General features: G+C 75.7%; 23 protein-coding genes. 5 read left to right on the top strand and 18 right to left on the bottom strand.

Annotated elements, in window-relative coordinates; all coding sequences use genetic code 11:
* Positions 1–20: 20 nt before the first annotated feature.
* The 4 genes from BKA21_RS16295 to BKA21_RS16280 form a co-directional block, all read right to left on the bottom strand.
* A complete protein-coding gene (locus BKA21_RS16295; RefSeq protein ID WP_373308197.1) occupies positions 21–2,327 on the bottom strand; it encodes a beta-xylosidase/alpha-l-arabinosidase in 2,307 nt (768 codons plus the stop codon).
* 99 nt (positions 2,328–2,426) lie between these two features.
* Complete coding sequence (locus BKA21_RS16290) at positions 2,427–3,305, bottom strand: carbohydrate ABC transporter permease (protein ID WP_140460030.1); 879 nt, start codon at positions 3,303–3,305, stop codon at positions 2,427–2,429.
* On the bottom strand, positions 3,305–4,327 hold the full coding sequence (locus tag BKA21_RS16285) for a carbohydrate ABC transporter permease (RefSeq protein ID WP_140460029.1): 1,023 nt from the start codon (positions 4,325–4,327) through the stop codon (positions 3,305–3,307). Before BKA21_RS16285 ends, BKA21_RS16290 begins: the two co-directional genes overlap by 1 nt.
* Before the next feature lie 9 nt (positions 4,328–4,336).
* Complete coding sequence (locus tag BKA21_RS16280; protein ID WP_140460028.1) at positions 4,337–5,626, bottom strand: extracellular solute-binding protein; 1,290 nt, start codon at positions 5,624–5,626, stop codon at positions 4,337–4,339.
* Between the two features lie 284 nt (positions 5,627–5,910).
* Here BKA21_RS16280 and BKA21_RS16275 point away from each other — a divergent pair, with 284 nt between their 5' ends.
* Positions 5,911–6,888, top strand: coding sequence for a LacI family DNA-binding transcriptional regulator (locus tag BKA21_RS16275; protein WP_140460277.1), 978 nt, complete (start codon positions 5,911–5,913; stop codon positions 6,886–6,888).
* Positions 6,889–6,894: 6 nt separating this feature from the next.
* On the opposite strand, the gene BKA21_RS16270 is transcribed toward BKA21_RS16275, so the two are convergent.
* The gene (locus BKA21_RS16270) at positions 6,895–8,091 is read right to left on the bottom strand and encodes an NAD(P)/FAD-dependent oxidoreductase (RefSeq protein WP_140460027.1); all 1,197 of its coding nucleotides are present in this window, start codon (positions 8,089–8,091) and stop codon (positions 6,895–6,897) included.
* A gap of 108 nt (positions 8,092–8,199) precedes the next feature.
* On the opposite strand from BKA21_RS16270, the gene BKA21_RS16265 reads away from it, so the two are divergent.
* Positions 8,200–9,579 carry a cryptochrome/photolyase family protein gene (locus BKA21_RS16265; protein WP_140460026.1) on the top strand — a complete coding sequence of 460 codons (1,380 nt, stop codon included), beginning with the start codon at positions 8,200–8,202 and terminating at the stop codon, positions 9,577–9,579.
* A 38-nt stretch (positions 9,580–9,617) separates the two neighbouring features.
* Here the strand turns inward: BKA21_RS16265 and BKA21_RS16260 are convergent, their stop codons facing one another.
* From BKA21_RS16260 to ligA, 8 genes are all read right to left on the bottom strand, one after another.
* Positions 9,618–10,559, bottom strand: a complete 942-nt coding sequence (locus BKA21_RS16260; protein WP_140460025.1) for a 2-hydroxyacid dehydrogenase — start codon at positions 10,557–10,559, stop codon at positions 9,618–9,620.
* Positions 10,560–10,630: 71 nt separating this feature from the next.
* Positions 10,631–11,176 (bottom strand): GNAT family N-acetyltransferase, encoded by a 546-nt coding sequence (locus BKA21_RS16255; RefSeq protein ID WP_140460024.1) that lies wholly within the window; start codon positions 11,174–11,176, stop codon positions 10,631–10,633.
* Positions 11,177–11,394: 218 nt separating this feature from the next.
* Positions 11,395–12,900, bottom strand: coding sequence for an Asp-tRNA(Asn)/Glu-tRNA(Gln) amidotransferase subunit GatB (gatB, locus tag BKA21_RS16250; RefSeq protein ID WP_140460023.1), 1,506 nt, complete (start codon positions 12,898–12,900; stop codon positions 11,395–11,397).
* Positions 12,897–14,417 (bottom strand): Asp-tRNA(Asn)/Glu-tRNA(Gln) amidotransferase subunit GatA, encoded by a 1,521-nt coding sequence (gene gatA / locus BKA21_RS16245; protein ID WP_140460022.1) that lies wholly within the window; start codon positions 14,415–14,417, stop codon positions 12,897–12,899. Before gatA ends, gatB begins: the two co-directional genes overlap by 4 nt.
* On the bottom strand, positions 14,414–14,713 hold the full coding sequence (gene gatC, locus BKA21_RS16240; RefSeq protein ID WP_140460021.1) for an Asp-tRNA(Asn)/Glu-tRNA(Gln) amidotransferase subunit GatC: 300 nt from the start codon (positions 14,711–14,713) through the stop codon (positions 14,414–14,416). The genes gatA and gatC overlap by 4 nt, the downstream gene beginning before the upstream one ends.
* A gap of 117 nt (positions 14,714–14,830) precedes the next feature.
* Entirely contained in the window at positions 14,831–15,253 is a 423-nt protein-coding gene (locus tag BKA21_RS16235; protein ID WP_140460020.1) for a pilus assembly protein CpaE, read from the bottom strand.
* A 102-nt stretch (positions 15,254–15,355) separates the two neighbouring features.
* Positions 15,356–16,618 (bottom strand): GNAT family N-acetyltransferase, encoded by a 1,263-nt coding sequence (locus BKA21_RS16230; protein ID WP_140460019.1) that lies wholly within the window; start codon positions 16,616–16,618, stop codon positions 15,356–15,358.
* Positions 16,615–19,092, bottom strand: coding sequence for an NAD-dependent DNA ligase LigA (gene ligA / locus BKA21_RS16225; RefSeq protein ID WP_140460018.1), 2,478 nt, complete (start codon positions 19,090–19,092; stop codon positions 16,615–16,617). The genes BKA21_RS16230 and ligA overlap by 4 nt, the downstream gene beginning before the upstream one ends.
* A 123-nt stretch (positions 19,093–19,215) precedes the next feature.
* On the opposite strand from ligA, the gene BKA21_RS19745 reads away from it, so the two are divergent.
* From BKA21_RS19745 to BKA21_RS16210, 3 genes are read left to right on the top strand one after another with little or no spacing between them, the layout of a single operon-like run.
* Positions 19,216–19,890 carry a hypothetical protein gene (locus BKA21_RS19745; protein ID WP_140460017.1) on the top strand — a complete coding sequence of 225 codons (675 nt, stop codon included), beginning with the start codon at positions 19,216–19,218 and terminating at the stop codon, positions 19,888–19,890.
* A complete protein-coding gene (locus BKA21_RS16215) occupies positions 19,887–20,519 on the top strand; it encodes a hypothetical protein (protein ID WP_140460016.1) in 633 nt (210 codons plus the stop codon). Before BKA21_RS19745 ends, BKA21_RS16215 begins: the two co-directional genes overlap by 4 nt.
* Positions 20,516–21,181 carry a hypothetical protein gene (locus tag BKA21_RS16210; protein ID WP_140460015.1) on the top strand — a complete coding sequence of 222 codons (666 nt, stop codon included), beginning with the start codon at positions 20,516–20,518 and terminating at the stop codon, positions 21,179–21,181. The genes BKA21_RS16215 and BKA21_RS16210 overlap by 4 nt, the downstream gene beginning before the upstream one ends.
* Here the strand turns inward: BKA21_RS16210 and BKA21_RS16205 are convergent.
* The 5 genes from BKA21_RS16205 to BKA21_RS16185 are packed head-to-tail and all read right to left on the bottom strand — an operon-like array spanning position 21,157 to position 26,219.
* Entirely contained in the window at positions 21,157–22,533 is a 1,377-nt protein-coding gene (locus BKA21_RS16205) for a hypothetical protein (protein WP_140460014.1), read from the bottom strand. The two genes, BKA21_RS16210 and BKA21_RS16205, sit on opposite strands and share 25 nt — an antisense overlap.
* Positions 22,530–22,928 carry a hypothetical protein gene (locus BKA21_RS16200; protein ID WP_140460013.1) on the bottom strand — a complete coding sequence of 133 codons (399 nt, stop codon included), beginning with the start codon at positions 22,926–22,928 and terminating at the stop codon, positions 22,530–22,532. Before BKA21_RS16200 ends, BKA21_RS16205 begins: the two co-directional genes overlap by 4 nt.
* Positions 22,925–23,947 carry a uroporphyrinogen decarboxylase/cobalamine-independent methonine synthase family protein gene (locus tag BKA21_RS16195; RefSeq protein WP_140460012.1) on the bottom strand — a complete coding sequence of 341 codons (1,023 nt, stop codon included), beginning with the start codon at positions 23,945–23,947 and terminating at the stop codon, positions 22,925–22,927. The genes BKA21_RS16200 and BKA21_RS16195 overlap by 4 nt, the downstream gene beginning before the upstream one ends.
* Positions 23,944–25,071 carry a tRNA 2-thiouridine(34) synthase MnmA gene (mnmA, locus tag BKA21_RS16190; protein WP_140460011.1) on the bottom strand — a complete coding sequence of 376 codons (1,128 nt, stop codon included), beginning with the start codon at positions 25,069–25,071 and terminating at the stop codon, positions 23,944–23,946. Before mnmA ends, BKA21_RS16195 begins: the two co-directional genes overlap by 4 nt.
* Positions 25,071–26,219 carry a cysteine desulfurase family protein gene (locus BKA21_RS16185; protein ID WP_218887677.1) on the bottom strand — a complete coding sequence of 383 codons (1,149 nt, stop codon included), beginning with the start codon at positions 26,217–26,219 and terminating at the stop codon, positions 25,071–25,073. Before BKA21_RS16185 ends, mnmA begins: the two co-directional genes overlap by 1 nt.
* Positions 26,220–26,244 lie beyond the last annotated feature (25 nt).

Here is a 26,244-nt window from a genome sequence, read left to right as displayed (position 1 = left end):
ACCACGTGGCCCCCGCCGCGTCAGCGCACGTGCACCGCGGTCGTCCGCGGGTCGGCCGTGGTCACCACGTGCACGTCACCCGTCAGGGTGGTGCGGCACGTCGTCTCCCGCACCGCGCACGACGGGCCGACCCACAGGTCGACGTCCCCCGGCTCGACGACGCGACGCCCGGACCTGTCGGTGAACGCCAGCCGCACCGTCGGCACGACCAGCTCGACCTCCACGGACTCCCCCGGCGCGAGCTCGACGCGGTGGTAGCCGACGAGCTGCGCGACCGGGCGCGTGACCGACGCCAGCACGTCGTGCGCGTACAGCTGGACGACGTCGGCGCCGGCCCGCGACCCGGTGTTGGTCACGCGCACGCGGGCCGTGACCGTGCCGTCCGTGCGCGGCCCGGGGTCCACGGTCAGGCCCGTGCGCGTGAACGACGTGTACGACAGCCCGTGGCCGAACGGCAGCACCGGCGTGCTCGCGAGGTTCGTCACGTCGCCGTCGCCGCCGAGCAGCGGGTGCAGGTAGGAGAACGGCTGGGCACCCGCCGAGCGCGGCAGGCTCACCGGCAGGCGGCCCGACGGGTTGACACGGCCGGACAGCACGCCGGCGACCGCCCGGCCACCCTCCTCGCCCGGGAAGAACGCCTGCACGACCGCGGCGCACGCGTCCAGCGCCCAGCCGATCGCGTACGGCCGCCCCGTGAGCAGCACCAGCACGACCGGGGTGCCGGTGGCCACGACGGCCTCGACGAGCGCGCGCTGCACGCCCGGCAGCTCCAGGTCGTCCCGGTCGCAGCCCTCCCCCACGGTCCCGCGGCCGAACAGCCCGGCCTGGTCGCCGACCACCACGACCGCGACGTCGGCGGCCGCGGCGAGCGCGACGGCCTCGTCGACGCCCGACGTGTCGGCGTCGTCGACCGCGCACCCGGGCGCGTACGTGACGACGGCGTCGGGCAGCTCGGCGGCCAGGGCCGCGCGCACCGTGGGGGCCTCGAGACGCTGGTCGACCTCGGGGTGGTGGGCGAGCACGTGGTTGACGAAGGAGTAGCAGCCGAACAGGGCGGCGGAGCGGTCGGCGTTCGGCCCGAGCACCGCCACCCGGGCCGGTGCGGCCAGCGGCAGCGTCCCGTCGTTGCCCAGCAGCACCACCGACTGCTCGGCCAGGCGGGCGGCGACCCGCCGGTGCGCGGGGCTGTCGAGGTCGACGTCCGTCGGGGGCTCGTCCTCGAACGTCGCGTCCAGCAGGCCCAGCTCCGCCTTCTGCTCCAGGGCGCGCAGCACCGCCCGGTCGACGAGCGCCTCGTCCACCCGGCCCGCGCGGACCGCGTCGGCCAGCGGGTCGAGGTACGCGTCGCCCGTCGGCAGCTCCACGTCGACCCCGGCCGCGAGCGCCTGCCCGGCGGCGTCGCCGAGGTCGGCGGCGACCCGGTGCAGCAGGTGCAGGAACGCGACGCCGAAGTAGTCGGCGACGACCGTGCCGTCGAAGCCCCACCGCTCGCGCAGCACACCCGTGAGCAGGGCCGGGTCGGCCGCGACGGGCACGCCGTCGATCTCGGCGTACGAGTGCATGACCGACCGGACGCCTCCGTCGAGCACGGCCATCTCGAACGGGACGAGCAGCACGTCCTCGACCTCGCGCGGCCCGGCGTGCACGGGCGCGAAGTTGCGACCGGCCTGCGAGGCGGAGTAGCCGACGAAGTGCTTGAGGGTGGCGTGGACGCCCGCTCCCTGCAGCCCGCGCACGTACGCGGTGCCGAGCGTGCCGATGAGGTACGGGTCCTCGGCGATGCACTCGTCGACCCGCCCCCAGCGGGGGTCGCGGATCACGTCGAGGACGGGGGCGAGCCCCTGGTGCACGCCGAGCGTGCGCATGGACTGCCCGACCAGCGCCGCCATCTCCTCCACCAGCGCCGGGTCCCACGCCGCACCCCAGGCCAGCGGCGTCGGGAAGGTCGCGGCCGTCCACGCCGCGAGCCCCGTGAGGCACTCCTCGTGCACGAGCGCGGGGATCCCCAGCCGCGTCTCGCGCACCAGCCGGCGCTGCTCGTCCCACAGCCAGCGGGCCCGCTCGACGGGGTCGACGGGCCGGGTGCCGTAGACCCGGGTCAGGTGCCCGAGGCCGTGGCGGGTCACGTCGGCGTAGCCACGGGCGACGGTGAACTCGCCCTGCAGCGGGGCGACGGCCTCGCCGTCCTCCTTCTCCCAGAAGCCGACGATCTGGGCGAGCTTCTCCTCGAGCGTCATCTGCGCCAGGAGCGCACGGGCGCGTGCGGCGCCGTCCGCCCGGGGGGGTACGGCGGGCCGCACGGGGGCGGCCTGCTGGAGGTCGGTCACGGTTCACGCTCCAAGGACGAGGAGGGCCCGACGGGGCCCGGGAGAAGCACGGGCTGGGCGGTCGCCGACGCACGGGGAGGTGCGCGTCGGCGACCCGCGTCAGCCCTTCACGGCACCGGTGAGCCCACCGACGATGCGCCGCTCGAAGAGGCTGAAGAACACCAGGGCCGGCAGCATCGACAGCGACGTGAACGCGAGCACCCGCGCGGTGTCGACGGAGTACTGCGACGCGAACGCCTGCACCCCGAGCGGCAGCGTGTACGACGCCTCGTTGCTGAGGATGAACAGCGGCAGCAGGTAGCTGTTCCAGCTCGCCACGAAGGCGAGGATCCCGACGGTGACGACGCCCGGCACCGCGAGGCGCACGACCATGCGGAAGAAGAAGCCGAGCTTGCCGCAGCCGTCGAGCGCGGCGGCCTCCTCGATCTCGTCGGGGATGGCCCGCAGGAACGGCACCAGGATGATGATGGTCGTCGGCAGCGCGAACGCGATCTGCGGGAGGATGATCCCGCCGAGGGAGCCCATGAGCCCCAGGCTGCGCACGAGGATGTACAGCGGTGTGATCGCGACCGTCATCGGGAACATCAGGCCCGCGGCGAACACCGCGTACATCGCGCCGCGGCCCCGGAACCGGTACCGGGCGAGCACGTAGCTGGCCATGAGCCCCAGCGAGACCACGCCCAGCGTGGTGGCGACGGCCGCGACCGTGGAGTTGCCCGCCTGCTGCCAGAAGAGGCTGCCGCCGAGCACGTCCAGGTAGTTGCCGACCTGCCACGGGCCCGGCAGGCCCGACGGGTCGGTCGTGATCTGGGAGTTGGTCCGGAACCCGCCGAGGACGATGTAGACGACCGGGGCGAGGATCGCGGAGACCAGCAGGACGGCGACGACGTAGACGAGCGCGTTGGAGCGGCGGGTGCCGGCGTTCGCACCGCGGCGGGCTCGCGCACGCGCGCGGGTGTCGAGCGTGGTGGCGGCCATCAGCGCTTCCCTCCGGTGATCGCGCCGTCGGTGTCACGACGCAGGACGAACCGCTGGTAGAGCAGCGCGATGACGAGCGAGATGACGAACAGCACGACCGCGACGGCGTTGCCGTACCCGTAGCTGCCCGCGTTGCGCCCGTTGACGACCATGTACGTCGCCATCGTCGAGGTGCCGGCGGTCGAGGCCACGTACTGGCCCCAGATGATGTAGACGAGGTCGAAGAGCTGGAGCGAGCCGATGATCGACAGGAACGCCCAGATGCGGACCGTCGGGCCGAGCAGCGGCAGGGTGATCCGCCGCTGCACCTGCCAGTACGACGCGCCGTCGATGGACGCGGCCTCCGACAGCTCCTCCGGGATGCCCTGGAGGCCGGCGAGGAAGAGGATCACGGCGAACCCGACGTACTTCCAGGTGATGATCCCCATGAGGGTCCAGATCGCCACGTCCGGGTCGGACAGCCACTCCTGGGCCAGACCGTCGAGGCCGACCTTCGCGAGCAGGTCGTTGAGCGCGCCGTTGGTGGCGAGCATCAGGCTCCACCCCGTGCCGACCACGACCTCGGAGATCACGTACGGCACGAAGATGAGCACCCGGATGACCGAGCGTCCGCGCAGCGGCCGGTTGAGCAGCAGCGCGAGCAGCACCGCGACGGGGCCCTGCAGGACCAGCGACATCACGACGATGAACGCGTTGTGCCGCAGGGCGTCGTGGAACGTGGGGTCGGTGAGGATCGTCACGTAGTTGCGCAGGCCCACGAACTCCGTCGGCGGGCCGTAGCCCTGCCAGCTGAAGAAGCCGTAGTACGCGGCCATGACGACCGGGAAGATCACGAACGCCAGGAAGACGCCCAGCGCCGGCCCGGCGAGCAGGGCGATCTCGGCCCGCGTCCGCCACCCGACGCCCGAGGTGCGGCGTCGGGCCGGCGGCCCGGCCGGGGGCGCCGCGACGGGCGCGACCCCCCCGGCCTGGTCCACGGGCGAGCGGTGCGCGCGGTGCGCGTCCTCGCTGATGGATGCCATGGTGGAAGGTCAGCCCTTCGCTGCCGCGGCGTTGACGGCCTCGACGATGGCCTCGGGCGAGCCCTGGCCGGCGAGCATGTCGACGACGCCGACGTTCAGCGCGTTGCCGATGTTCTGGCCGAACAGCGTGTCGAGCCAGACGGAGACGTACGCGGCCTCGTTGTAGGCCTCGAGGACCTGCTGCAGCGCCGGCTCGGTGACGACGCCCTGGGCCTCCTGGCTCGCGGGCAGCGTGTGGAACGCGTTGGCGTAGCCCTCCTGGTGCTCCTTCTGCATGAAGAAGTTGAGGAACGCGGTGCACTCCTCCTTGGGGGCCTGGGCCCAGCAGGAGAACCCGTCGACGCCGCCCATCATGGCGCTGGGGTCACCCTCGCCACCCTCGACGGCCGGGAAGGGGAACCACTCGAGGTCCGCGAGCGGCTGCTCGTCGGGCGTCAGCGACGCGACCACACCGGGCTGCCAGGCGCCCATCAGCTCCATGGCGGCCTGGCCGTTGGCCAGCAGACCGGCCGACGAGCCGGCGCCCTGCTGGGCGGACGTGGTGAGGAAGCCCTCGTTGAACGGCTCGGTCTCGGCGAACGCCTGCAGGTCCTCGCCGGCGCGGGTCCAGCACTCGTCGTCGAACATCCGGGTGTCGGCCGCCTCGGCCATGACCTCCTGCGAGCACTCGCGCAGCGCGAAGAAGTAGTACCAGTGCGCGGCCGGCCACGCGTCCTTGGCGCCGAGGGCGATGGGCTGCGTGCCGATGCCCTTGAGCGCCTCGACCGCGTCGTCGAGCTCGGCCATCGTGGTCGGTGCGGCGTCGATGCCGGCCTCGGCGAACTGGTCGCCGCTGTAGTAGATGCCGCCGGGCAGGATCGCCGTGGGCATGCCGTAGACCTTGTCCTCGATCGTGAACGCCGAGAAGCCGGCGTCGCCCACCGCGGTGCGGGTGGCGTCGTCGATCGAGTCGGTGAGGTCCATGACCTGGCCCGCCGAGACGACGTCGGCGAGCTTGCCGCCGCCGCGCGCCATGAAGATGTCGGGGGCGTCGCCGGAGTTCAGCGCGGTCTGGAGCTTGCCGTCCATCTCCTCGTTCTGGACGGCCTGGATCTCGATGGTCACACCGGGGTTGGCCTCCTCGAAGGCGGCGACCGTCTCCTCCCAGTACGCCTTGCCCTCGCCGGTGGTCGAGTTGTGCCAGAAGGTCATCGTCACGTCGCCGTCGGCGTCGCCGCCCGAGCTGTCCGCCGCGCAGGCGGTCAGGCCCGCGGCGAGCGCCAGGGCGGAGGTGAGCGCCAGGGTCTTCCTCATGTCCATGAACCCGTCCTCGTCGTTGAGTCGATCCGTGCAGAGCCGTCGGTGGCGCCGCCGGGCGTCCGCCTGCGTCGGCGCACGTCCGCGGTGCCCTGGCCGGGCGGCGGGGGTCACCGACCGGCCGTGCCCTCCCGCGCACCGACGCTCCGTCGCACTGCGCCGCGGGTGGGACGGGGGTGAGTCTTGTCTGATCCGCGAAGGCGTGTCAACCGATATCGATAACGTTATCGACACGGGGCTATGATCGGCGCGTGCACCCACCGACCCGTCTGAGCACGCGCGTGAAGATGTCCGACGTCGCGCTCGCCGCGGGAGTCTCGGTCGCCACCGTGTCCAAGGTCGTCAACGGTCGCTACGGCGTCTCCGCCAGCACGCTCGCCCGGGTGCAGGAGGTCATCGCCGAGATGGGCTACGAGACCTCCCTCGGCGCCCGGTCGCTGCGCAGCCACCGCACCAACGTCCTCGGCATCCTCGTGGCCGAGTTCGAGCCGTTCAGCACCGAGTTGCTCAAGGGCGCGTCGGCCGCGGTCGCGGCCACCGGCTACGAGCTGCTCGCCTACTCCGGCGGGGGCGGCACCGCGGACGTCGGGTGGGAGCGCCGCTACCTCTCGCGCCTGTCCGGCACCCTCGTCGACGGCGCGATCATCGTCACCCCCACCGTCCTCGACGCGGACCCCGGCGTCCCCGTCGTCGCCGTCGACCCCCACACCGGGCCGTCCGGGCTGCCCACGGTCGACTCCGACAACACCGCGGGCGCGTTCATGGCGACCGAGCACCTGCTCGGGCTCGGGCACCGCCGCATCGCCTTCCTCGGCGGGCGGCCCGACCTGGAGTCGGCGCGCCTGCGCGAGCAGGGGTTCCGGCAGGCGATGGCCCGCGCCGGCGTCCCCGTCGACGAGCACCTCGTCGCGGTCGGCGGCTACCGCCCCGACTCCGCGGCCGGCCCCGCCCGGGCGCTGCTCACCACGGACGAGCCCCCGACCGCGGTGTTCGCCGCCAACGACCTGTCCGCGATCGCGGTCGTCGACGTCGCCCGCGAGCTCGGCCTGCAGGTGCCGGCGGACCTGTCGGTGATCGGCTTCGACAACGTGCCCGAGTCCGCGCTCGCGTGCCCGCCGCTCACCACGATCAGCCAGCCGCTGCAGGAGATGGGCGCCCAGGCGCTGCTCCTGCTCGTGGACCTCGTCGCGGGGCGGGACACCCCGACGCACCTGCGCCTGCCGACCGAGCTCGTCGTCCGCTCGTCCTGCGCCCCGCCCCGCTGACGCCGGTCAGGGCAGCCGCACCAGCCCGCGCCGCATCTTCGCGATCGAGTACTTCTCGAAGGCCAGCTTCGCGAGGTGGTTCTGCGGGCCCGGGACCATCGCCGCGAAGCGGGGCGGCGGCAGCATCCTGTCCGCGACCATCGCGACCCCGTCGTTGCCCGCGTCCATGACGCACAGCGCCGGGATGTCGGCGAACTCCTTCTCGTGCGACGGCGCCTCGCCGCGGACCTGCGCGACGACGTGCGCCGCCGCGACGTGCGCCTGCTGCTCCGTCGGGAAGCCCGTCTTGGGGATGCCCACCGGGACCTGCGTGACCCACGGCACCGGGACCGCCGCCGCGATGCCGACCGCGTACACGTCGTCCCACCGCTCCGTCTGGTACGTCGGGCGCACCGGCACGTAGCCACCCGCGTCGACCAGGCCCGGCGTGCCGGCCAGGAAGTCCTGCCCGTGGAACGGCGGGACCACCATCGCGAACCGGTAGGGCAGGACCGTGCCGTCGTCGAGCTCCACGGCGTCGGTGCGGATCTCGCTCATCTGCGCACCGGTGACGACCTCGATCCCCTCCCTGCGCGCGAACATCCCCATGAGGGCGCGCGCACCGGGCATGCCGTCGATCCCGAAGTGCCCGGCGTACGGCTCGGACGTCACGTACGTGAGCCGGACCTTGCCGTGCAGCCCCGCGCGCCGCAGCTGGTACGAGGTGGTGAAGAGGAACTCGTACGCGGCGCCGAAGCAGGAGGCGCGCTGCGTGGCGCCGATGACCACGTCGCCCGGCTCGTCGAGGAACCGCCGCCACGCGTCGCCCGTGCGCTCGGCGTCCGCGAGCGTCGTGATCGTCGGGACGTCGCGCAGCCCCGGCACGGCGTCGAGGTCGTTGCGGTAGCCCGTCGCGATGACGAGGTAGTCGTACCCGAACGTGCCCGCGGTGGTCTCGACCTCGTGGACGTCGGGGTCGACGCGCAGCGCGGACGCGTGGACGAACCGCACGCCACGCCGCGTGAAGGTCGGCTCGAGCAGGAACGACACGTCGGTGCGCCCCCGGCGCCCGAACGGCAGCCAGATGAGCGACGGGTTGAAGACGAACCGGTCGGACGCACCGACCACGGTCACCTCGACCTCGTCCCCCAGTCGGGACCTGACCGACAGCGCCGCGGTCATCCCCGCGAAGCTGCCTCCCAGCACGAGCACTCGGGTACGCATGACGACTCCATTGTCGGACGTCCTCCAGTGATACCCCCACGGGTATGCCCGGCGACCGGGACCTGGGTCCCGGTCGCCGGGTGACGTCCGCCGGGCTACGGTGCGCCCGTGCCGACGATCTGCTGGTTCCGCCGCGACCTGCGGCTCGCCGACCACCCCGCGCTCGCCGCGGCCGTGGCCCAGGCCCACGACGCGGGCGACGAGGTCGTGCCGCTGTTCGTGCTCGACCCCGCGCTGTGGTCCGACGCGACCGGCGCCCCCCGGCGCGCGTACCTCGCCGCGAGCCTGCGCGCGCTCGACGAGGCCACGGGAGGGCGGCTCGTCGTACGGCACGGGCGCCCCGTCGACGTCGTCCCCGCGCTCGTCCGCGAGACCGGTGCGGCCGCCGTGCACGTCACCGCCGCGACCGAGCCCTACGGGCGCCGGCGCGACGACGCCGTCGAGGCGGCCCTCGGCGTCCCGCTCGTGCGCGCCGGGTCCCCGTACGCCGTCGGCCCCGGCCTCGTCCGCACCGGCGACGACCGGCCCTACCAGGTGTTCACCCCGTTCCGCCGGGCCTGGCTCGACCACGGCTGGCACGACCCCGCGCCGGCTCCGCACGACGCCCCCTGGGCCGACGTCCGGGGCGACGGCGTCCCCGACGCCCCGGCGACCGACGTCCCGCTACCCGCCGCCGGCGAGCGCGCCGCCCACGCCCGGTGGCGCGCGTTCGTCGCCGACGACCTCGCCGGCTACGGCACCGACCGCGACCGCCCGGACCTCGACGTGACGTCGTGGATGTCCGTGCACCTCAAGTACGGCGAGATCCACCCCCGCACCATGCTCGCCGACCTGGCGTCCGTCGCGCGCGACGCCGAGCCCGGGCTCGCCGCGTCCCTCGCGACGTACCGCTCCGAGCTGGCCTGGCGCGAGTTCCACGCCGACGTGCTGTGGCACCACCCCGGAGCCGCGGCACGGTCGCTGCGGCCCGTCGTGCCCGAGGACGCGTGGGTCACCGGGCGCGCCGAGGACGAGGCGTTCGACGTCTGGGCGCACGGACGCACCGGGTACCCGATCGTCGACGCCGGCATGCGCCAGCTGCGCGCCACCGGGTGGATGCACAACCGGGTCCGCATGGTCGTCGCGTCGTTCCTCGTCAAGGACCTGCACGTGCGCTGGCAGCGCGGCGCCGCGCACTTCATGCGGTGGCTGCTGGACGGCGACGTCTCGCAGAACCAGCTCAACTGGCAGTGGGTCGCCGGCACCGGCCGGGACGCGGCGCCGTTCTTCCGGATCTTCAACCCCGTGACGCAGGGCCGGAAGTTCGACCCCGACGGGCAGTACGTGCGCCGGTGGGTGCCCGAGCTGCGCGACGTGCCGGCGCCCGCCGTGCACGAGCCCTGGACCCTGGGGCTGCACGCCCCCGAGGGCTACCCGCCGCCCGTGGTCGACCACAAGCACGAGCGGGAGGTCGCGCTCGCCGACCACAAACGGCGCCCGACGGCCTGACCTCCCGCGCCGGACCGGTCGCCCGCCCGGCGCGCCGCTCAGGTGCGCGCGACCTCGTTGACGGCCGGCGCCCCCGCGAGCAGCGCCTCGAGCTGGCGCCGGACCAGCGCGGCCACCCGGGGGAACGTCGCGTCCGTGTTGCCGCCCTGGTGCGCCGTGACCAGCACGTTCGGCGCCGACCACAGGGGGTGGCCGGGTGGCAGCGGCTCGGGGTCCGTCACGTCGAGCGCCGCCCGCAGCCGGCCGGCCGTCAGCTCGGCCAGCAGCGCGTCGGTGTCGACGACCTTGCCGCGGGCGACGTTGACGAGCAGCGCACCGTCGCGCATGCGGGCCAGCATGCCCGCACCCATCAGGTGGTACGACGCGCGCGACAGCGGGATCGCGAGGACCACCACGTCGACGTCCGGCAGCAGGTCGCCCAGCTCGTCCACGCCGTGCACGTGCCCGTGCTCGTCGTCACGGGCCGTGCTCGCCACCCGCACCAGCTCGACCTCGAACGGGCGGAAGCGTGCGCAGATCGCCGCACCCACCGACCCCTGGCCCACGACCAGCACCCGGCGGTCCGCGAGCGAGGGTCCGAACGGGTTGGCCCAGCGCCCCTCCCCCATGGCCCGCACCGCACCCGGCAGGTCGCGCTGCACCGCGAGGGTCAGCGCGAGCGCGAGCTCGGCCGTGCCCGCGTCGTGCACGCCACGGCCGTTGCACAGCGTCACACCGGGCGGCAGGTGCGGCAGGGCGTGCTCGTACCCGGCGCTCGGCAGCTGCACGTACCGCAGCCGCGGCAGGTCGGCCAGCACGTCGAACCCGCCGGGACGCACGAAGTAGTGCGGCACGACCACGAGGTCGACGTCGCGCGCCACCGCGTCGTCCAGGGGCCCGGCGAGGTCCCACGGCACGAGGCGCAGGTCGTCGGGGTGCGCGTCGGCCAGGTCCTGGAGGCGGTGCAGCAGGTCGTCGTCGGGGATGGTGGCGGTGAGCATGGGCGGTGCGGGTCCTGACGTCAGCGGTGGGCGGTGCGGGCCGGGCCGGGTCGGCCCGGGGCGGGCAGGGCTCAGCCCGGGCGACCGGCGCGGAACTCGTCCTCGAGCATCGACATCACGACCGCGTCGCACCACCCGGCACCGTCACGGTAGGCGTCGCGCCGGCGCCCCTCCTGCCGGAAGCCGATGTTCTCGTACAGCGACAGCGCGCGGGTGTTGATGCTCAGCACGTCGAGCTCGACGCGGTGCAGGTCCAGGCCGTCGAACGCGAACCCCAGGACCAGCTCGATCGCCTCCGTGCCGTAGCCGCGCCCCCGGTAGGCCGGCCGCATGGCCAGCCGCATGCCGGCGCTGCGCAGGTCCTCGTCGACGTCGTTCAGCACGATCTCGCCGCGGTACTCGTCGTCGCCGTGGGACGTCACCGCGAAGTCGAACCGCCCCTCGGCCAGCTCCCGGCTGGCGCACCACGCGTCGACCTCCGCGCGCGAGAACGAGCGCACGGTGCCCGTGAGCCGGTTGCCCTCCGCGTCGTCCAGCATGTCCCACATGGCGTCGGCGTCGTCGGCCCGCACGGGTCGCAGCACCAGCATCTCGCCCTGCAGCGTCGGCTTCTGCATCGAGGTCCTTCCGTCGCGTCGTCGCCGGGCCCACCGGCGGGTGGGCGTCGCGGCGGAGGTGCGTCGCGGCCGGGCCGTGCGCCCGTGAGCGTAGGCACGGCGTGTGACGAGGGTGTTGCCACGCCGCGACGGCCGGGTTGTGGCCTGCGACGTCCGGGGCGCAGGGCACCCGGTGCCGGACCGCCGCGGCAGGTCGGTGCCGCGGCGGTCCGGAAGGGTCAGGCCTGGACGCGCTCCAGCACGAGCTCGCGCACGCGCCCGGCGTCGGCCTGGCCCCGGGTGGCCTTCATGACCGCGCCGATGATCGCACCGACCGGCCCCAGGTTGCCCGAGCGGATCTTGTCCGCCACGTCAGGCTGCGCGGCCAGCGCGGCGTCGATCGCCTCGAGCAGCGGGCCGTCGTCCGAGACGACCTCGAGGCCGCGGGCGACGACGACCTGCTCCGGGTCGCCCTCACCGGCCAGCACGCCCTCGAGCACCTGCCGGGCCAGCTTGTCGTTGATCCGGCCGGCGTCGACGAGCTGCTGCAGCGCACCGATCTGCGCCGGCGTGATCGGCAGGTCCGCGAGCTCGACCTCCTGCTGCTTGGCGGTGCGGGCGAGCTCGCCCATCCACCACTTGCGCGCCGCGGCCGGCGTGGCGCCGGCCGCGACGGTGGCCTCGATGAGCTCGACGGCCCCGGCGTTGACGACGTCGCGCATCTCCGCGTCCGCGAAGCCCCACTCCGCGAGCAGGCGGCGGCGCCGGGCCGCGGGCAGCTCGGGCAGCGTCGCACGGATCTCCTCGACCCACGCGGGGTCGGGGACGATCGGCACGAGGTCCGGCTCGGGGAAGTACCGGTAGTCCTCGGCGTCGGACTTGACCCGTCCCGACGTCGTGGAGCCCGTGTCCTCGTGCCAGTGGCGGGTCTCCTGCACGACCGTGCCGCCGGCGTCGAGGACCGCGGCCTGCCGGCTGATCTCGTACCGCACCGACCGCTCGACCGAGCGGAACGAGTTGACGTTCTTGGTCTCCGTGCGGGTCCCCAGCGCCGACTCCGGCGTCGGGCGCAGCGAGACGTTCACGTCGGCGCGGACGTTGCCGCGCTCCATGCGGGCCTCGGAGACGCCGAGGGCGCGGAACATGTCGCGCAGCGTCTGCACGTACGCCCGCGCGACCTCCGGGGCCCGCGCACCTGCACCCGTGATGGGCCGCGTGACGATCTCGACCAGCGGCACGCCTGCACGGTTGTAGTCGACGAGCGAGTACTCCGCACCGTGGATGCGGCCCGTCGAGCCGCCCACGTGCGTGTTCTTGCCCGCGTCCTCCTCCATGTGCGCGCGCTCGACCTCGACGCGGAAGACCGTGCCGTCCTCCAGCTCGACGTCGACCCAGCCGTCGTGCGCGATCGGCTCGTCGTACTGCGACGTCTGGAAGTTCTTCGGCACGTCCGGGTAGAAGTAGTTCTTGCGCGCGAACCGGCAGCTCGCCGCGATCTGGCAGTTCAGCGCCAGGCCGATGCGGATCGCGTACTCCACCGCGGTGCCGTTGACCGCGGGCAGCGCGCCCGGCAGCCCCAGGCTCACCGGGGTGACGTGGGTGTTCGGCTCCTCGCCGAAGGTCTGCTCCGCGCCGTCGAACATCTTCGTGCGGGTGCCCAGCTCGACGTGCACCTCGATCCCGATGACGGGGTCGAACCGCGCGATCGCGTCGTCGTAGTCGACCAGGTCGACGCCAGTGCTCATCGCGCGGCCCCTCCGTCCAGCTCCGGGGCGCGACCCAGCAGCGGGCCGTCCCAGCTCGTCTCCAGCAGCGCCTCGAGCGCGGCGCCCACGCGGTACAGCCGGGCGTCCTCGCGGGCCGGGGCCAGGATCTGGAACCCGGCCGGCAGCCCGTCGTCGGACAGCCCGCTCGGCAGCGACATGCCGGGCACGCCCGCGAGGTTGGCCGGGATGGTCGCGACGTCGTTGAGGTACATCGCCAGCGGGTCGTCCAGCTTCTCGCCGAGCCTGAACGCCGTGGTGGGCGCCGTCGGCGAGACCAGCACGTCCGCGGCCTCGAACGCCGCGGCGAAGTCCCGCTGGATGAGCGTGCGGACCTTCTGCGCCGACCCGTAGTACGCGTCGTAGTAGCCGGCGCTCAGCGCGTACGTGCCGAGGATGATCCGGCGCTTGACCTCGTCGCCGAAGCCCTGCCCGCGCGTGGCGGCCATGACGCGCTCGGCGGTCACCGGCCCCTCGGAGGGCTCGACCCGCAGGCCGAAGCGCATGCCGTCGAACTTCGCGAGGTTGCTCGACGCCTCCGCCGGCAGGATGAGGTAGTACGCGGCCAGGGCGTACGTGAAGTGCGGGCAGGAGACCTCGACGATCTCGGCGCCCGCGCCGCGCAGCAGCTCCAGCGACTCCTCGAACCGTGCGAGGACGCCCGGCTGGTAGCCCTCGCCCTGCAGCTCGCGGACCACGCCGACGCGCACACCCGTCAGGTCCCCGGTCGCGCCCGCGCGGGCCGCGTCCACGTACCCCGTGGCGGGGTCGGGCAGGCTCGTCGCGTCGCGCGGGTCGTGCCCGCCGATGAGCTCGTGCAGCAGCGCCGCGTCCAGCACGGTGCGCGTGCAGGGGCCTGCCTGGTCGAGCGACGACGCGAGCGCCACCAGCCCGTACCGCGAGACCGACCCGTACGTCGGCTTCACGCCGACCGTGCCGGTGACGGCGGCCGGCTGGCGGATCGAGCCGCCGGTGTCGGTGCCGATCGCCAGCGGTGCCTCGTACGCGGCGACCGCGGCCGCGCTGCCGCCGCCCGAGCCGCCCGGGATCCGCTCCAGGTCCCACGGGTTGTGGGTGTTGCCGTACGCGGAGTGCTCCGTCGAGGAGCCCATCGCGAACTCGTCCATGTTGGTCTTGCCGAGGATCGGCAGGCCCGCGGCCTTGATCTTCTCGACCAGGGTCGCGTCGTACGGCGGCACCCAGCCCTCGAGGATCTTCGACCCGACCGTCGTCGGGACGCCCCGCGTGACGACGACGTCCTTGACGGCGATCGGCACGCCCGCGAGCGCGTGCAGGTCCTCGCCGGCGGCGCGGCGCGCGTCGACGTCGGCCGCCGTGGCCAGCGCGGAGTCCGCGGCCACGTGCAGGTAGGCGTGCACGGCGGGCTCGACGGCCGCCATGCGGTCCAGGTGCGCCTGCGTCGCCTCGACGCTGGTCACCTCGCGCGTGCGCAGCTGCTCGGCGAGGGCGGCGGCGCTCAGCCGCGTCAGGTCGCTCACGCCTCCTCCCCCAGGATCTGCGGGACGAGGAACTTGCCGTCCTGCGCCGCGGGCGCCGCCGCGAGCACCTCGTCGCGGTCGAGCGGGGCGACGGGCTCGTCGGTGCGGAAGACGTTCGTCAGCGGGAGCGGGTGGCTCGTGGCGGGCACGTCGGGCGTGGCGACCTCGGACACCCGGGCGACCGACTCGACGATGACGTCGAGCTCGCCCGCGAGCCGGTCCAGCTCGTCGGGCGTCAGGTCGATCCGGGCGAGCGCTGCCACGCGCGCGACCTCGTCGCGGGAGAGGGTGGACATGGCGCCGAGTCTAGACGCGCAGGCGCCGGCGGATGCTGGGCCCACGCCGTCGCGGACGAGGGCCTGGAGGCCTTCCCCCTGCTGCGGCCCCGGCCGTCGGGCAGGGCGTCGGGCGCGTCAGGCGGAGCGGTCGAGGGCCGCGGTGACCAGCGCGAGGAGCGCCTCGCCGTAGGCGTCCTCGGCGGAGTCGGCCGAGAACACCCGCGGCGGCTGGCCGCCGACCTCGATGAGCACCTGGAACCGGCCGTCCGTCGAGCGCGCGAGGCTGCGGAACGTCCCGCCCAGCAGGTCGCGCAGCTGGTCCTCGCGCGGCAGCCACAGGGCGTCGTCCTGCCGCAGCGAGTCCAGGGCCCACTCGGTGGTGCCGTTGAAGCCGAGCACGGTGCCGGTCGGGTGCTCGTGCGCCTCGACGACCATCTCCGAGATCGTGAAGACCTCGCCGCCCATGTCGGCCCCTACGACCGAGAACCGGTCCCCGGGGCGCGGCTGCCAGCGCAGCCCGGCCGCCTGGAGCGCCACCGCGAGGTCCGTGGAGATCATGCGGCCAGTATCGGCCGCCGGGACCGCGTCGGCACCCGAAGCGGCACGCCCCGCCCGGGCCCGGGCGCCCACGAGCGGGTCGCGCCGGTCGGCGCGACCCGGTCAGCAGGACCCGGGCACCGCACCGGGCGACGGCTGGATGCGGTACGCGTACCGGTGCGCGAGCGCGAACCCGAGCTGCTCGTACAGCCGCCGCGCCGGCACGTTCTCCGCCTCCACCTGCAGGAACGCCCGCCGCGCACCCTGCCGTGCGGCGATCGCGAGCGCCGCGTCGGTCAGGGTGCGCCCCAGCCCGTGCCGGCGCACGGACGGAGCCACCTGCAGGCAGGACAGCGCGACCCACCCGTCGACCGTCGCGGCGCGGATCACCGCCACGTCGGAGCCGTCCGGCCCGGACGCCGCGAGGTAGGTCGCCGGCGCCCCGGCGACCAGCGCGCGGGAGACCTCGCGGTCCCCGCCCTTGCCGGCGAGCCAGGCCGTGAGCCACGCGTCGTCGGGGGCGTCGAGCACGCGCAGACCGTGGGCGATGCGCGGCAGCCCTCGCTCGGCGGCGTCGGGCGCGACGTCGCGGACCAGGACGTCGGTGAGCGAGCCCACGGCGTAGCCCCGCGCGTCCAGCTCGGCGACGAGGCCGGCGGGGGTGCCGGGGTCGCCGGTGCGGAACACCGCGGGTGCGCCGTCGGCGGCCGACAGCCGCTCCACCGCGTCGACGGCCGCCGCGAGGTCGGCCGGCTCGCCCAGCGGCACGGTCGAGTGCCCGCGGCGGGTCACGCCCCGGGACAGACCGACGCGCCAGCCCTGCACGTCCTCGACGCGCAGGGGCGGCCACGTCGCGGTCTCGACGAGGACGCCGGGCGGCTCGGGGGCGCGCCAGGCGTGCACGCGCAGGTCGACCTCGGTGCCCCAGTCCCGCTCGGGCCGGGGCGTGAACCCGAGCCGGGCGTAGAGCCGGTGGGCGGCGCGCATGGTGTCGAGCGTGCAGAGCACCACGTCGCGGCGCCCGCGACCGACGGCGTCGGCGAGCGCGGCCCGCACGAGCTGCTCGGCGACGCCACGCCCGCGGGCGGCCGGGTCGACCGCGAGCATGCGCAGCTCGACCTCGTCGCCGGTCGCGAACTCGGCGTACGGCGTGCCGGCGTCGGCGAGGGTGATCGTGCCCACGACCGCCCCGGCACCGGCGGCGGCCGGGTCGACGGCCACGAGCACCGTGGCGCGCAGGGCCCGGTCGGTCGCGTCGCGCAGCTCGTCGACGTACGAGTGGTCGGCGGGGAGGAGCTCGTCGGCGAGGTACGCCGCGACGGTGAGCTCGCCGACGCGCCGCAGCTCGTCGTCGTGCGCGGCACGGACCTGCAGTGCGGCGCTCATGCGTCCTCCTGCGCCGTCGTCGCGTCCTGCGCGCCCGACCCGTCGTGCCCGTCGGCGCCGTCCTGCACCTCGTCGTCGTCCGGGGGCCCGTCCTCGTCCGGCGCGTCGCCCACGGCCGCCGGACCGCCGGCGAGGAGCGCGACGAACCCCGCCTCGTCGAGGACCCGCAGGCCCAGCTCGCGGGCCTTCGTCTCCTTCGAGCCGGCGTTCTCGCCGACGACGACGTAGTCGGTCTTCTTCGACACGCTCCCGGACGCCTTGCCGCCGCGGACGATGACGGCCTCCTTGGCGCCGTCGCGGCTGAAGCCCTCCAACGACCCGGTGACGACGACCGTCAGGCCCTCGAGCGTCCGCTCGACGGCGGCGTCGCGCTCGTCGCGCATGACGACGCCCGCACGGGCCCACCGGTCGACGATGTCGACGTGCCAGTCGGCCTCGTCGCCGGTGAACCATCGCACGAGGGACTCGGCGATCACCGGGCCGACGCCCTCGACCTGGGCGAGGTCCGCGACCGCCTGCTCCGGGTCCCCCTCGACGACGGCCCGCAGGTCGGCCATCGACCCGAACCGCGTCGCGAGCGCGCGGGCCGCGCTGGGCCCGACGTTGCGGATCGACAGGGACACCAGGACGCGCCACAGGTCCTTGGTCTTCGCGGCGTCGAGCTGGTCGAGGAGCGTGCGGGCCGCCTCCGACGGCTCCCAGTCGGGCAGCACCCGGCCCTCGGCCTCCGCCGCGGCGAGCGCGGCCCGCGTGTGCTTGAGCGTGCGGCGGAAGGGCGCGCGACGACGCACCTGGCCGTTCTCGTCCTGCCGGGGCAGGCCCGTCTCGGGGTCACGGACGACGACCTCGACCTGCGCGAGCCGGGCGAGGCTGTCGGCGCGCACCGCCGCGACCACGTCCGCGGGGGCGTCGAGGCGGTACCCGACGAGGTCGAACAGGTACGCCTCGTTGGGCACAGGCGGGTCGGCGGGGACCTCGGGCTGCGTGAGGGCGGCCGCGGTGACCTCGCCGAGGGCCTCGACGTCGAGGCCGCCGCGCGAGCCGATGTGCTCGACGCGGCCCCGGACCTGCGCGGGGCAGGTGCGCGCGTTGGGGCAGCGCAGGTCGATGTCGCCCTCGCGCATGGGCCGCAGGGGCGTGCCGCACTCGGGGCAGTCGGCGGGCATGCGCCAGGTGGTGCGCGGCACGTCGTCCCCGGGCGCGGCCGGGGCGGGGCCGACGATCTCCGGGATCACGTCACCGGCCTTGCGGAGCACCACCATGTCGCCGATCCGCACGCCCTTCGCGGCGACGACCTCCTGGTTGTGCAGGGTGGCCTGCCGGACGGTCGACCCGGCCACGACCACGGGCTCCATGACGCCGAACGGCGTCGCGCGCCCCGTGCGGCCGATGCCGACCTCGATCGCGACGAGCCGGGTGTTGACCTCCTCGGGCGGGTATTTGTAGGCGATCGCCCACCGCGGTGCGCGGCTCGTCGCACCGAGCCGGCGCTGCAGCGACCGCTCGTCGACCTTGATCACCGCCCCGTCGATCTCGTGCTCGACGTCGTGCCGGTGCTCGCCGTGGTGCGCGACGAAGGCGCTGACCTCCTCCAGCGTCCCCACCACCCGCCAGTGCGGCGAGGTCGGCACGCCCCAGCCCTGCAGGAGCCCGTAGACCTGCGACTGCCGGGTGATCTCCGGACCGCCGCGCAGCGCCCCGACGCCGTGGGCGTAGACCTGCAGGCCGCGCGACGCCGTGACCCGGGGGTCCTTCTGCCGCAGCGAGCCCGCGGCGGCGTTGCGCGGGTTCGCGAACGGCGGCCGGCCCGCCGCGACCTGGGCCGCGTTGAGCGCGGCGAACGCCTCGGCGGGGAAGAAGATCTCGCCGCGCACCTCGATGAGGTCCGGGTGGGTGGCCGGGTCGCCCGCGAGGACGGCGGGCACGCCCGCGATCGTGCGCACGTTCAGCGTGACGTCCTCGCCGGTGCGCCCGTCGCCGCGGGTCGCGGCCCGCACCAGCCGCCCGCCCTCGTAGACCAGGGAGATCGCCAGCCCGTCGATCTTGGGCTCGCACAGCCAGTGCGGGGCGTCGCTCCCCTCGAGGTCGCGCACCACCCGCTCGGCCCACGCCGCGAGCTCCTCGGCGGAGAACACGTTGTCGAGCGAGAGCATCCGCTCGACATGGTCGACCGGGGAGAACGCCGTGGAGAACGCGCCGCCGACCCGCTGCGTCGGGGAGTCGGGCGTGCGCAGGTCCGGGTGCCGGTCCTCGAGCGCGGCGAGCTCGCGCAGCCGCGCGTCGTAGTCGGCGTCGGACGCCGTCGGCGCGTCGTTCACGTAGTACGCGAACTGGTCGGCCTCGATGCCGGCCGCGAGGTCGGCCCAGCGACGGCGGGCCTCCTCGGGCGCGGGCTCGGGGACGGCCTCGGCCGCGGGCGCGGCAGCCGTGGTGCCGGGGGCGGGGACGTCGGTGGGGCTCGGGGCGTCGCTCACCGGGCCATCCTGGCGCACCACGCCGACACTCCCCACCGCCGGGCCCGTCCCCGCACGGCCCGTTCCCCGGGGTGGTCCCGGACGGCCGGCACCTCCCCCGGCGCGACGCACTACGATCCGCGGGTGCCCGGACCTGCCGCCCCGCCCGCCCTGCGCGCCCGGGTCCGCGCGTCCGGAAGCAGGCTCGCCCGGCGGCTCGTGGACCGCCCGCTGCGCCACCTCGGCGTCGGCGGCGCGTGCGTGCTGGTCGCGGCCACGGCGGGTGCGGGCGGGCTCGAGCCGCAGACGCAGGACGGCCCGGAGGTCGTGACGGCAGGCACCGCGGTCGACGCGGCCCCGTTCGAGATCACCGTGCAGCGGGCCCGGTGGGCGGACGACCTCGGCATCCCGACGGCGCAGGACGGCGACCGCTGGGTCGCCGTCGTCGCCACCGTCCGCAACACCAGCGACGCGAGCGTGCTGTCCAGCCACCTGACCCACGCGCTGACCCTGGAGCCGTTCACCGGCGCCCGCGCCACGGCCGGTGAGCACGGCCTGGCCGCGTCGGCCACCGCGCTCCTCGACGACGGGTCGACGCCGAACCCGGTGCAGCCCGGCCTCACGCAGGACGTGGTGTTCCTCTTCGACCAGGACGGCGGGGCGGCACCGCCCGACGAGGTCGTCGTGCACCTCCAGCGCAGCACGTGGCGCGAGGGCAGCCTCGACCGCAGCCTGGCCTGGTGGGAGCCGACCACGGTGGCCGAGGCGCCGCTGCCCGTGGAGGCCGCCCCGGACGACACCGCGCAGGACGACGCATGACCACGGACGCCGCCCCGCGCACGGCACGGCGTCCGGCAGCCGCCGCGGCACGCCGGGCCGGTGCGGGCGCGCTCGTCCTCGCGGCGCTGGTCGTCGGCCACCTCGTGACCGACGCCGTCGGCGTCTCGTCCGGCGTCGAGGCCCCGTTCGTCCGGTCCGGTGCCGTCGGCGAACGGGTCACGCTCCGGTACGCGCACGTCACGGCCGGCGAGCCCGACGGCTCCACCGTCCTGGACCCGCAGGACGGCACCCTGCTGAGCACGCCGGGCGTCTGGCTGACGGTCCCGCTGGAGGTCGAGGTGCGCGGCGAGCCGCGCTCGCTCGGGCACGCCGAGGTCGTCGGGGGCGACGGGCGTACCTACGGCACGTCCGTCAGCGGCCGCAGCGTCTTCTCGACCGGGACCATGCAGCCCGGCGTCCCGCGGTGGACGACCGTGCGGGTCGAGCTGCCCGTGGGTGCCGTCCCCGGGGCGCGGCTGCGCGTCGCGCTGGGCAGCACCGACCAGCGCGCGGACGACCTCGCCGAGATCGACCTCGGGCTGACGGCGCAGGACGCGCAGGGGTGGGCGGCCGACGAGACGCCCGTCGTCGCGGGCTGGTACACCGACGTCCCGCCGGAGCAGCAGTGACGCCGACCCCGCCCGACGTCCCCGCCGACGACGTCGCGGCCCCTGCGCCCACCGGGTGGTGGCGCCGCAACCGGTGGGCGCTGGCTGCCCTGCCGTTCGCGCTGGTCCTCGCGCTGCTGGCGTCGTCCGACCGCGTCGTCTCGTGGTGGTGGACGCAGGGCCTGCACCGGCCGACGACGGCGGCCCCGGGCGCCGAGCTCGTCTTCCGCGACGTGCTCACCGACGCCGACGGCGACCACGACGTCGCGGTCACGCTGCACCTCGACGGCGTCGAGGAGACGACCGTGGCGTGGGAGGACGGCACGCCGCTCGACCTGCCCCCGGGGACGCGCGCGCTGCGTGTGGACCTGACGCTCGGTGCCGAGCCCGACGCCGCGCTGCGGGTGTGCGGCCTGGCGGTGCGCGGGTCCGACGGGACGCGGTACGAGTACGTCCCGCAGACGGCCGGGGCCTTCCAGCCGTCCTCGCCGTGCGTGCCGCCGGACGCCCCGGGGCCGTGGCCCGCGTCGGGGTGGTCGGCCCCGGAGCCGGACCCGACGGAGCACGACCGGCCGGCGACGTGGACGGTCTCCCCCGTGGTCGTCCTGCCCGACGACGTCGAGCCCGACGCCGTGCTGGTGTGGTGGCAGATGCCCGACTACGCGGTGCTCCCGCTGGGCTGAGCGCCCTGCGCGTGCAGCACGCGGTCGACGCCCGCCGCGAGCAGCGCGACGACGACCGTCAGACCGACCGCGTGCGCCACGACCTCCAGGTGCGGGGCGAAGGCCAGGTAGGTCGCGGTGTCGAGCGGGCCCGTGGCGGCCCGCATCGCCCACCGCACGCCCTCCTCGGCCCGCGTCGCCAGGAGGAACGCGAGCGCGAACACCAGCATCGGCGCCAGGCCCGCGACCGCGAGCTGGCGCAGCCCGCCGACGAGCGCCGACAGCCGGGCGCGCACGTCGCCGACGACGGGGGCGACCGCGTCGGTGGTCCAGCGGCGCACGGGCGCGGGCAGCCGCTGCCACGCGGCGGGCGCGACCTGCGGCGGCGGGGGTGGCGTGAGCCGGTGCCCGTACACGACGGCGCCGACGGTCAGCCACGCGAGCGGCAGCACCACGAGGTCGTCGAGGGCGCCGAGCGTGCCGGCGAGGGTGTCGACCACGAGATCGACCGGCCCGGCCACGGGGCCGAGCGCGTCGAGCAGGTCGAGCCACCGCTCCAGGACGATCGCGACGGCCTGCCGGCTCTCGAGCCACGCCCAGGCCGCCTGCGTGCGGACCCCGATCCACGCGGCCGCGACGAGGAGCCAGAACGCCTCGACGTACGCGCCGAGGAAGCCCAGCACGCGGGCGTCGCGCCGTCCGGCCCGGCCCTCGAGGCGCCCCTCGAGGCGCCCCAGCGCCCACCGCACGACGAGGGCGACCAGCACGACGGCCGCAGCGACCCACCCGTCGCCGATCCAGTACCGCTCGCCGTCGAAGGTGTCGGTGCCGTCGAGGATCCCCGCGTTCGAGAGCAGCTCGCGGTCGACGGTCACGGTGTTGACGAACCGGAACCTGTCCTCCGCGAGGTACCCGTAGGTGGCGTACACCGCGAGGAACGGCACGAACACCGAGGCCAGCACGTCGACCAGGCGGCGCTCGCGGCCCGCGGCGGGGTCGGCGGGTCCGGGGGCCGCCGCGATCCGGGCCAGCCCCGGCAGGGCGGGGCGCAGCACGACGAGCATGGCGATGACGGCGGCGACGGCGGACAGCGGCGCGAGGGCGAGCAGCGCCCACGCGCCGACCGTCGAGTGCTCGGAGACCTCGACGGCGAGCCACAGCGCGGCGGCGCGCCCGGCACCGCCGAGCAGCGCGACGACCAGCAGGACCGGCCAGTGGGCGACCCACAGCCGCAGGCCGTGGACGAGGACGCCGGTCAGGTCGGCCAGCCACGCCCGGGCCCGTCGCGCGGCGGGCACGGCCTCCGGCGACGCGTCCGCCCGGGCCGGCGAGGGCTCCGGAAGCGCGGTCGGCGGCGTGGGCGGGGTCGTCACGGCCGGTCCCCGGCGGCGCGGCGGCGCGGGCGGGTCACGACGACCACCGTCGCGGCGACGCCGACGGCCGCGAGCAGGAGCCCGCCGACGAGCACGGGCGTCGCGACCTCGGCCACGACGACCTCGACCGCCTCGCCGTCGACGACGGACGTGCACAGGCTGCGCGGGGGCAGCAGCTCGTACCGCACGCCCACCGCCGGGTCGTCGGCCGCCGCCAGGCACGCGGCGGCCGGGCCGGCGCCGGGCTCGGCGGCCGCCGTGAGCGTGCGCACCCCGAGACCGAGGTACACGACGGCGACGGTGAGCACGCCGACGAGCGCGAGACCGCTCGCCAGCAGCAGGTGCAGCGCGTGGCGGCGGTCGGGGACGCGGCGCGCGGGCGGGCGGGCGCTCACGCGTCGGCCGCCCGCTCGGCCACGATCCCGGCGGCCCGCACGAGGCCCGCGAGCGCGGCCCGCGCGTCGTCGGGCCCGGCGCCGTCGGGTGGCGCGGCAGCCAGCAGCGTGACCGCGGCGAGGCCCCGCAGGGGCAGCCCGACGGTGCGCCACGGGCGGGTCAGGGCGTCGGCCTGCCCGACGACGTCGGGCCCGGCGCACTGCGACGTGGCCTGCGGCGGGAGCTGTGCGGCGAACCCCTTGCCGGCCTCGACGAGCGTCGCGACCTCCTCCCAGCCGCGCTCGCCGATGCCGGCGACCTCGAGGGCGGCGCCGTCCGCGGTGGACGCGCGCACCGCCGTCAGCGCGGTCCACGCGCTGCCGCCGTGCACGTCGAGCCCCGTCGCGCCGGCGCCCCGCGCGGCGTCGGCGACGGCGGACAGCCCGTCGGCGACGACCGGTCCGTGGACGCGCCGCAGCCGGTCGCGCCCGGAGAAGCTCGGGACGGCACCGGCCATCACGGGGGCGAGCAGCGGCTCGTGCAGCAGCACGCGGACGCGGGCGCCGGGCACGGCGCGGACCACGTCGCCGATGCGCTGCGCGAGCCCCTCGGCGAGGGAGCCGACGACGGCGCGCACCGCCCCGGGGTCGGACAGCACGCGGTCGCCGCGGGCCAGGTACACCTGCGCGGCGAGGGAGAACGGGCCGAGGAGGGGCAGCACGAGCGGGCCGTCGTACCCGTGGGCGGCGACCGCGAGCGCGTCACGGTCCTCGCGGGCGAACGCCCGGGCGCGGCCCAGGTCGACGCCGGGGTGGTCGGCGAGCTTCCAGCCGTGGGGGCCGAGCTCGGCGGGCATCTCCTCCAGCAGGGCCAGCGCGGCCCCGGTGGCGTCGCCCCACGGCCCGCGCGCGGGCAGCAGCACCGTGAACGGCACGCCGTCGACCTCGTCGGGCGTGTCGACCAGGTCGCCGACGACGACCTGCTGGGCGTCGAGCACGTCGGCACCGGGCCAGGGCCCGACGCCGGAGACCGCGGTCACCGGGCTCCCGCCGCGGTGCCCGCACCGACCTGCGCGGGCGTGCGCGTGGCGGTGACGGTCGCCTGGCCGAGCACCCGCGTACCGGCGTAGAGCACCAGGGACTGGCCCGGCGCGACGCCGTGCAGGTCCTGACCGGTGACGTCGACGCCGACGGCCCCGCCGGTGGTGCCCGGCAGGACGACGGCGGGCACGGGTGCGCCGTGGGCGCGGACCTGCACGGTGCACGCGGTGCCGGGGTCGGGCGGGGCCGTGAACCACACGGCACGGTCGGCGAGCACGTGCGCCACCTCCAGGTCCTGCACGGGTCCGACGACGACGCGCCGCCGGACGGGCTCGACGGACAGCACGTACCGGGGCCGCCCGTCGGGCGCGGGGCGCCCCAGGTGCAGGCCGCGGCGCTGGCCGACGGTGTACGCGTACGCGCCGTCGTGGGTGCCGAGGACGGTGCCGTCGGCGTCGACCACGTCCCCGGGCTGGGAGCCCAGGTGCGAGCGCAGGAAGCCCTGCGTGTCGCCGTCGGCGACGAAGCAGATGTCGTAGGAGTCGGGCTTGGCGGACACCGCCAGGCCGCGGGCGGCGGCCTCGGCCCGCACGTCGGCCTTCGAGGCGGCGTCGCCGAGGGGGAAGACCGCGCGGGCCAGCCGCTCCGGGCCCATGACGGCCAGCACGTACGACTGGTCCTTGGCGGCGTCCGCCGCGCGGTGCAGCTCACGCGTGCCGTCGGGGTGCTCGACGACGCGCGCGTAGTGCCCGGTGCAGACCGCGTCGAAGCCGAGCGCCAGCGCCTTGTCCAGCAGCGCCGCGAACTTCACGTGCTCGTTGCAGCGCACGCAGGGGTTGGGGGTGCGGCCCGCGGCGTACTCGGCGAGGAAGTCCGTGACGACGGTCTGCTCGAACCGCTCGGACATGTCCCACACGTAGTAGGGCACGCCCAGCACGTCGGCGGCGCGGCGCGCGTCGGACGCGTCCTCGATCGAGCAGCACCCGCGCGAGCCCTCGCGCCGCTGCGCGGGCGTGCGCGACAGCGCCATGTGCACGCCGACCACGTCGTGGCCCGCGTCGACGGCCCGGGCCGCGGCCACGGCGGAGTCGACGCCCCCGGACAGCGCGGCCAGGACCCGCATCAGACGCCCACCGACGTCAGGCCCGCGGCCCGTGCGCGCTGCACGGCGCCGGGCAGCACCTCCAGCACCCGGTCCACGTCCGCGGCGGTCGTGGTGCGCCCCAGGCTGAACCGCAGCGCCCCGCGCGCGTCGTGCTCGTCCACGCCCATCGCGAGCAGCACGTGCGACGGCCGCGGCACCCCGGCCTGGCACGCCGAGCCGGTGGAGGCCTCGACGCCGGCGGCGTCCAGCAGGTAGAGCAGGGAGTCGCCCTCGCAGCCCTCGAACGTCAGGTGCGCGTTCGCGGGCAGGCGGCGCGCCCCGTCGGCCGGGCCCCGCAGCCGTGCGCCGGGCACGGCGGCCAGCACCCGGGCCACCAGGTCGTCGCGCAGCGGGGCGACGCGCGCCGCGAACGTCTCCCGCCCGGCCACCGCCGTGTCGACGGCCACGGCCAGCGACGCCAGCAGCGGGGCGTCGAGCGTGCCGGACCGCACGCCGCGCTCCTGACCGCCCCCGTGCAGCACCGGGGTCAGCTCCAGACCCCGACGCACCAGCAGCGCACCCGCACCGCCGGGCCCGCCGAGCTTGTGCCCGGTGATCGTCATGGCGTCCAGGCCCGACGCGGCGAAGTCGACCGGCACCTGCCCGACCGCCTGCACGGCGTCGGCGTGCACCGGCACCCCGTGCCGCCGGGCGACCTGCACGACCTCGTCGAGCGGCTGCAGCGCCCCGACCTCGTTGTTCGCCCACATGACCGAGACGAGCGCGACCTGGTCGCCGTTCGCCTCGAGCTCGGCCCGCAGGGCGTCGACGTCGACGACCCCGTCGGCGTCGACGGGCAGCAGGACCAGCTCGGCACCCGCGTGCTCGGCCATCCAGAACGCCGGGTCCAGCACCGCGTGGTGCTCGACCGCCGAGACCAGCAGCCGCCGACGGGCCGGGACCTGCGAGCGCCGCGCCCAGAACAGCCCCTTGACGGCGAGGTTGTCGGCCTCGGTGCCGCCCGACGTCCACACGACCTCGCTCGGCCGGGCACCCAGCGCCGCGGCCAGCCGCTCGCGGGCCTCCTCGACCGTGCGTCGCGCCGTCCGCCCGGCGGTGTGCAGGGACGACGGGTTGCCGGTCCGGGCGAGCTCCGCCGTCAGGGTCTCGAGCGCGGCCGGCAGCATCGGCGCCGTCGCCGCGTGGTCGAGG

This window comes from Cellulomonas oligotrophica, assembly GCF_013409875.1.
GTDB lineage: Bacteria > Actinomycetota > Actinomycetes > Actinomycetales > Cellulomonadaceae > Cellulomonas > Cellulomonas oligotrophica.
This window is presented reverse-complemented; position numbering and strand designations above follow the sequence as displayed.

Bases quoted from the DNA above. Each gene is read 5' to 3' on its own strand.
- BKA21_RS16290 (WP_140460030.1), bottom strand. From the start codon at position 3,305: ATGGCCGCCACCACGCTCGACACCCGCGCGCGTGCGCGAGCCCGCCGC.
- BKA21_RS16285 (WP_140460029.1), bottom strand. From the start codon at position 4,327: ATGGCATCCATCAGCGAGGACGCGCACCGCGCGCACCGCTCGCCCGTG.
- BKA21_RS16280 (WP_140460028.1), bottom strand. From the start codon at position 5,626: ATGGACATGAGGAAGACCCTGGCGCTCACCTCCGCCCTGGCGCTCGCC.
- BKA21_RS16275 (WP_140460277.1), top strand. From the start codon at position 5,911: ATGTCCGACGTCGCGCTCGCCGCGGGAGTCTCGGTCGCCACCGTGTCC.
- BKA21_RS16270 (WP_140460027.1), bottom strand. From the start codon at position 8,091: ATGCGTACCCGAGTGCTCGTGCTGGGAGGCAGCTTCGCGGGGATGACC.
- BKA21_RS16260 (WP_140460025.1), bottom strand. From the start codon at position 10,559: ATGCTCACCGCCACCATCCCCGACGACGACCTGCTGCACCGCCTCCAG.
- BKA21_RS16255 (WP_140460024.1), bottom strand. From the start codon at position 11,176: ATGCAGAAGCCGACGCTGCAGGGCGAGATGCTGGTGCTGCGACCCGTG.
- gatB (WP_140460023.1), bottom strand. From the start codon at position 12,900: ATGAGCACTGGCGTCGACCTGGTCGACTACGACGACGCGATCGCGCGG.
- gatC (WP_140460021.1), bottom strand. From the start codon at position 14,713: ATGTCCACCCTCTCCCGCGACGAGGTCGCGCGCGTGGCAGCGCTCGCC.
- BKA21_RS16235 (WP_140460020.1), bottom strand. From the start codon at position 15,253: ATGATCTCCACGGACCTCGCGGTGGCGCTCCAGGCGGCCGGGCTGCGC.
- BKA21_RS16230 (WP_140460019.1), bottom strand. From the start codon at position 16,618: ATGAGCGCCGCACTGCAGGTCCGTGCCGCGCACGACGACGAGCTGCGG.
- BKA21_RS16215 (WP_140460016.1), top strand. From the start codon at position 19,887: ATGACCACGGACGCCGCCCCGCGCACGGCACGGCGTCCGGCAGCCGCC.
- mnmA (WP_140460011.1), bottom strand. From the start codon at position 25,071: ATGCGGGTCCTGGCCGCGCTGTCCGGGGGCGTCGACTCCGCCGTGGCC.
- BKA21_RS16185 (WP_218887677.1), bottom strand. From the start codon at position 26,219: ATGCTGCCGGCCGCGCTCGAGACCCTGACGGCGGAGCTCGCCCGGACC.